6 protein-coding genes are annotated in these 5,743 nt (G+C 69.8%); 2 read left to right on the top strand and 4 right to left on the bottom strand.

Annotated features, from left to right (window positions below; all coding sequences use genetic code 11):
- Window positions 1-3: 3 nt before the first annotated feature.
- Together ACTH43_RS18255 and ACTH43_RS18250 are read left to right on the top strand one after the other, a co-directional pair.
- The gene (locus ACTH43_RS18255) at window positions 4-627 is read left to right on the top strand and encodes a TVP38/TMEM64 family protein (RefSeq protein WP_441446307.1); all 624 of its coding nucleotides are present in this window, start codon (window positions 4-6) and stop codon (window positions 625-627) included.
- A 31-nt stretch (window positions 628-658) separates the two neighbouring features.
- A complete protein-coding gene (locus tag ACTH43_RS18250; protein WP_441446306.1) occupies window positions 659-1,918 on the top strand; it encodes a glycosyltransferase in 1,260 nt (419 codons plus the stop codon).
- On the opposite strand, the gene ACTH43_RS18245 is transcribed toward ACTH43_RS18250, so the two are convergent.
- The 4 genes from ACTH43_RS18245 to dnaK form a co-directional block, all read right to left on the bottom strand.
- A complete protein-coding gene (locus ACTH43_RS18245; RefSeq protein ID WP_441446305.1) occupies window positions 1,902-2,342 on the bottom strand; it encodes a heat shock protein transcriptional repressor HspR in 441 nt (146 codons plus the stop codon). The genes ACTH43_RS18250 and ACTH43_RS18245 overlap by 17 nt on opposite strands.
- 116 nt (window positions 2,343-2,458) lie before the next feature.
- The gene (locus ACTH43_RS18240) at window positions 2,459-3,481 is read right to left on the bottom strand and encodes a DnaJ C-terminal domain-containing protein (RefSeq protein ID WP_441446304.1); all 1,023 of its coding nucleotides are present in this window, start codon (window positions 3,479-3,481) and stop codon (window positions 2,459-2,461) included.
- A 126-nt stretch (window positions 3,482-3,607) separates the two neighbouring features.
- Window positions 3,608-4,285 carry a nucleotide exchange factor GrpE gene (locus ACTH43_RS18235; RefSeq protein ID WP_441446303.1) on the bottom strand — a complete coding sequence of 226 codons (678 nt, stop codon included), beginning with the start codon at window positions 4,283-4,285 and terminating at the stop codon, window positions 3,608-3,610.
- The coding region (gene dnaK, locus ACTH43_RS18230; protein WP_441446302.1) for a molecular chaperone DnaK at window positions 4,285-5,743 on the bottom strand (1,459 nt) is incomplete at its 5' end. The genes dnaK and ACTH43_RS18235, both read right to left, overlap by 1 nt.

Here is a 5,743-nt window from a genome sequence, read left to right as displayed (position 1 = left end):
CCGGTGCGCCCGTCGCAGGTTCGCCCGTCACAGGTTCGCCCGCGCCGGGATCCGCTGCGGATCGCCGCCCAGCTCTCCCCGCTGCTGGGGCTGGGCCTCAGCGTCGGGCTGATCTGGTGGGGGCTGCAGACAGGAGTGCTGCAGTCGCTCGAGAATCTGCAGGCGTTCATCGACACGCTGGGGGCCTGGGGACCGATCGTCTTCATGGTGGTCTCCGTCGCCTCAGTCGTGTTCCCGATCGTGCCCGGCGGGCTGCTGGTGCTCGCCGGCCCGGTCCTGTTCGGTGCAGTCGAGGGCACGCTCTACAACTACGCCGCGGTCACTGCCGGCTCGATGCTGAACTTCCTCATCGCCCGGCACGTCGGACTGTCGCTGATCGAGCGGCTGTTCCGCCCGCGCACAGTCGAGAAGTTCCTCGGCTGGACCCGCAGCCCCCATTTCACGCGCGCCTTCGCCACCGCGATCGCGCTGCCCATCGCCCCCGACGATCTGCTCTGCTACATCGCCGGGACCACCAAGATGCGGTGGCGCACCTATGTCTGGATCATCCTGCTGTGCAAGCCGTGGGCTCTGATCGCCTATGGGCTCGGCGTCAGCGCATTGGTGATGCGCTTCCTGCCCTGGTGACACTTCCTGCCCTGGTGAACGGAGCCACGACATGTTCATGAGATCTCGCGCCCTGCGGCGCCCCGCCCCTCTCCGGGAGCGCGCCCTGCGCCGGCTGGATCGGCTCGCGCACGGCGTGCTCCCCGGTGGCGGGCCGCGCGGCGTCCGGCATCCGGACGAGCCGCTGCGGGTGCTGATGCCGCGCGGGCTGACGGGCCTGGCCCGGGAATCGGGCATCGGCGCGGCGATGCGTCATCAGGAGTCGGCGGTGCGCACGCTCGGCCATCAGGTGGTCACCTCTCCCCTGCGCCCCTTCGACGCGGTGCACCTGAACACCCCCTTCCCGGACACTCCGGTGCTGGCGCGGTGGGCACGGCTGTGGCGACGTCCGGTGCTGGTATGGGCCCACTCCACCGAGGATGACTTCCGGGATTCCTTCACCGGGTCGAATCAGCTCGCCCCGCTGTTCCGGCGCTGGATCGCGCACCTGTACCGGCGCGGCGACGTGGTGATCACCCCCAGCGGCTACTCGCGAGATCTCGTCTCCGCCCCGAAGTACGGGATCTCGGCACCGATCCGGGTGCTCTCCAACGGTGTGGACACCAGCTTCTTCCGGGCGGATCCGACGGCCCGGGCGCAGCTGCGGGACCGGCTCGGACTCGCCCCCGACGCCCCCGTGGTGATCAGCGTCGGCATGCATCTGGTGCGCAAGGGGATCCTGGACTGGGTGGAGGTCGCCCGGCAGCTGCCTGAGGTGAGCTTCGTCTGGTTCGGGCGCACGGACCCGCGCCTGCTCACCGCCGAGGTCCAGCGGGCACTGGCGAGTGCCCCGCCCAATGCGCTGTTCCCCGGCTATGTGAACGCGGACCGGCTGCGGGAGGCCTACGCCGGGGCGGATGTCTTCGCCTTCCTCACCAAGGAGGAGACCGAGGGGATCGTGCTCTGGGAGGCGCTGGCCACCGAGATCCCGACCCTGGTGCGCGGCATCCCGCTGTACCGCGACGCGATGCCCGACGGGGTGCTCACGCACCAGGTCTGCGGGGACGGGCCCGAGTTCGCGGGTCAGGTCGCCCGGAAGCTCTCCGCGCTGCTCGCCGGAGAGCTCGAGGACCTCACCGCTGCCGGTCGCCAGGCCGCCGAGGGGGTCGACCTCGCCCAGGTGGCGCTGCAGCTCGAGGAGATCTACCACCTCGCCGGGGTGCTGACTCCTCCCAGCACCGCCGCAGTCACCAGCTCCCCCGCCGTCGGGAGCACTCCCGCAGTCGGGAGCGCCTCCGCGATCAGAAGTGGCGAGATCAGGACCGGCGAGTAGGCCGCCACACCACCAGCGCGCTGCCGCTGCTGCGCCGCCGGGGACGTTCACCGCGGCGCAGAGCGCTGATCTCACCGTCCCGATCGGCGGAGAACACGCGCCGCTGAGCGGGGGTCAACGCGCCGAGCTTCTCGCGAACGCTCTCGAGCTTGCCCTCGAGCTCGCTGACCTCGTCCTGCAGCTCGAGAATCCGCTTGATGCCGGCGAGGTTGATGCCCTGGTCCTGGGAGAGTGCCTGGACCTCCTGGAGGCGGACCACATCGCGGGGGCTGTAACGGCGGCCGCGTCCCCGGGTACGCTGCGGGACGACCAGTCCGAGACGGTCGTACTGGCGCAGGGTCTGCGGGTGCATCTCGGACAGCTCCGCCGCGACCGAGATGACGAAGACCGGGGCGCGGTCATCGAGGCGGTGCGAGAAGGCCATCGGGATGCTCCTTCCGAAGCTCTGCAGCGTGCGGGTGCGTTCTCAGCTCATCGTGCTCAGCAGACGGGTGCTCAGAGGGTGGGTGCTCAGCAGGCGCGTGCTCAGCACGTGGATGCTCAGCGGGCCGCGGCCTCGGTGAGGCCGGCGCGGGGGTCCTCGTCGGCCAGTGCTGCCCGCAGGTCCTCGATGGCCTGCTTCGCCGCGCCGTCGACGTGGGTGGGGACCGCGACCTGCACGGTGACGTGGAGGTCGCCGGTCTTCTTCTTGGTGACCAGTCCCTTGCCCCGCACTCTCAGGGTACGACCGGAGGGCGTGCCGGGCGGGACCTTCACGGAGACGGTGTCGCCGTCGAGCAGCGGGACCGCCACGGTGGTGCCGAGCACCGCCTCGTCGAAGGAGATCGGCACCGTGATGCGCAGGTTCACGCCGTCGGCGCTCCAGACGGGGTGCTCTTCGACGTCGAGGGTCAGGAGCAGGTCGCCGGCGGGCGCGCCGCCGGGGCCGGGTCGGCCCTTGCCGCGCAGGCGGATCTTCTGCCCGTCGTGCACGCCGGCGGGAATGCGCGTGGTGATGGTCCTGCCGTCGACGGTCAGGCGCAGATCGGTGCCCAGCGCCGCATCGCGGAAGCTGACCCGGGTGCGGGCGGAGGTGTCGGAGCCCTTCGCCGGGGCGCGATTCGGCGAGAAGCCGGCGGGACCGGCGCCGCCGAAACCGCCGTTGCCGAAGCCGCCGCCCTGGCCGCCGAACATCTTCAGCAGATCATCGATGTCGGGGTTGCCGGCGCCGCCGCCGGGGGCGGGGCGAGCGCCGGGGTGGCCGCCGCCGCCGAACATCGAGGAGAAGATGTCCTCGAATCCGGCCCCGCCGGGACCGCCCTGGCCGGCGGAGAAGCGTGCGCCACCGGCGCCCATGGCTCGGATCGCGTCGTACTGCTGGCGCTGCTCCTCATCGTTGAGGACCGAGTAGGCCTCGCCGATGCTCTTGAACTTCTCTTCAGCTTTGGCGTCGTCGGGGTGGTGGTCGGGGTGGTACTTGCGGGCCTGGGTGCGGTAGGCCTTCTTGATGTCCTGGGCGCTCGCGTCCTTGGAGACGCCGAGGACCGCGTAGAAGTCCTTGTCGAGCCAGTCCTGTTGGGACATGTGCGTCTCCTTCCGAGAGCGGGGATGGTGAGGGGGTTGGTGCTGTGTGCGATACGGAGAGGGAGGTGCGGGGCCCGCCGGTCGTGATGACCGGCGGGCGCCGCACCGCCTCAGGGGTGGGGAGGGTCAGGCGGGGCCCCGGGTGCCGACCCGGGCCGGTCGCAGGATCCTCTCGTGCATCGAGTAGCCGGGCTGCATGACCATCGAGATGGTGTTGGTCTCGACGTCATCGGCGTCCTCGTGCATGAGGGCCTCGTGGAGGTTCGGATCGAACTGCTCCCCCACGGCGCCGAAGCGCTTCAGGCCATGCGAACCGAGGACCTCCTCGAGCTTCTGGGCGATCGAGTGGAACGGGGTGCCTTCGACGATGTCGCCGTGCTGGCGGCCCAGCTCCACGTCGTCCAGCACGCCGATCAGCGAGCCGAGGACGCGAGCCACTGCCGCGTCCTTGCTCACCTCCGCCGCGCCCTCGATGCGCCGGCGCGAGTTGACGTATTCCGCCTGCTCACGCTTGAGCTGCTCGGAGAGCTCGGTGACCCGGCCCTCGAGCTCGGCGACTCGGCCGGCGTCGGCCGGGAGTGAGGAGTCCTCTCCGCCCTGGGCGGCCTGCTCGAAGAGCGCCGCAGCCTCGGCGTCGAAGGGGTCGACCGGGTCGGTGCCGCCCTGCGCCTCCGCCGCGGGGGTGGACCCCGAGGGACGGACGGAGCCGTCCTCGGGGTTCACCTTGCGCTTGTCGGTGAAGGAGAACCTCGGCTCGCCCTCAGGCCGCTCGCGGTCCTCAGGAGTGCTCTGGCCCTCGGTCATCACTTCTTCTCCTCGTCCTCGTCCACGATCTCGGCGTCGACCACGTCGTCATCGTCAGCACCGGCAGCGTCCTCGGAAGCGCCCTCGGCACCTTCCGCACCCTCGGCCTGCGAGTAGATCGCGGTGCCGACGGCCTGCAGCGCCTCGTTGAGGGAGTCGCGCTTGGCCTCGAGGTCCTCGGTCGAGGAGTCCTCCTTGGCCAGCACGTCCTTGGACTCCTTGATGGCGTCCTCGGCCTTTGTCTTGTCGCCGTCCTGGATCTTGTCCGCGTTGTCCTTGAGCAGCTTCTCGCCCTGGTAGACGAGCTGCTCGAGGGTGTTGCGGGCGTCGGCGTTCTTGCGGCGCTCCTCGTCCTCGGCGGCGTGCTCCTCGGCGTCCTTCACCATGCGGTCGATGTCCTCATCGGACAGGGCGGAGCCGCCGGTGATCTGGATGGACTGCTCATTGCCGGTGCCGCGATCCTTGGCGGTCACATGCACGATGCCGTTGGAGTCGATGTCGAAGCTGACCTCGACCTGCGGGATGCCGCGCGGCGCGGGGGCGATGCCGGTCAGCTCGAAGGTGCCGAGCAGCTTGTTGTCCCGGGTGAACTGACGCTCGCCCTGGAACACCTGGATCGCCACGGAGGGCTGGTTGTCCTCGGCGGTGGAGAAGACCTCGGAGGTCTTGGTGGGGATGGCCGCGTTGCGCTCGATGAGCTTGGTCATCACGCCGCCCTTGGTCTCGATGCCGAGGGAGAGCGGGGTGACGTCCATGAGCAGGACGTCCTTGCGCTCACCCTTGATGACCGCGGCCTGGAGCGCGGCGCCGACGGCGACGACCTCGTCAGGGTTCACGGACTTGTTGGGCTCCTTGCCACCGGTGAGGGCCTTGACGACCTCGGTGACGGCCGGCATGCGGGTGGAGCCGCCGACGAGGACCACGTGGTCGATGTCGGAGACGGAGACGCCCGCATCCTTGATGACCTGGTGGAAGGGTGCCTTGGTGCGCTCGAGCAGGTCCGAGGTCATGTCCTCGAACTGGGCCCGGGTGAGCTTCTCGTCCAGGTGCAGCGGACCGTTCTCGGTCATCGACAGGTACTGCAGCGAGATGCTGGTGGAGGTCGAGGCGCTGAGCTCCTTCTTGGCCTGCTCAGCGGCTTCCTTCAGGCGCTGCAGGGCGATCTTGTCCTTGGACAGGTCCACCCCGTCCTTGTTCTTGACCTGCGAGACCAGCCAGTCCACGACCTTCTGGTCCCAGTCGTCGCCGCCGAGGCGGTTGTCGCCGGCGGTGGCCTGGACCTGGATGGTCGAGCCCTCCTCGTCCTTGCTCACCTCGAGCAGGGACACGTCGAAGGTGCCGCCGCCGAGGTCGAAGACCAGGATCTGCTCGTCGTCCTTGCCCTTCTCCAGGCCATAGGCGAGAGCCGCAGCGGTGGGCTCGTTGATGATGCGCAGGACGTTCAGGCCCGCGATGGTG

The organism is Brachybacterium sp. (genome assembly GCF_052095815.1).
GTDB lineage: Bacteria > Actinomycetota > Actinomycetes > Actinomycetales > Dermabacteraceae > Brachybacterium.
Note: the sequence above shows the minus strand (reverse complement) of the source record. Positions and strands in the feature narration are given on the sequence as shown.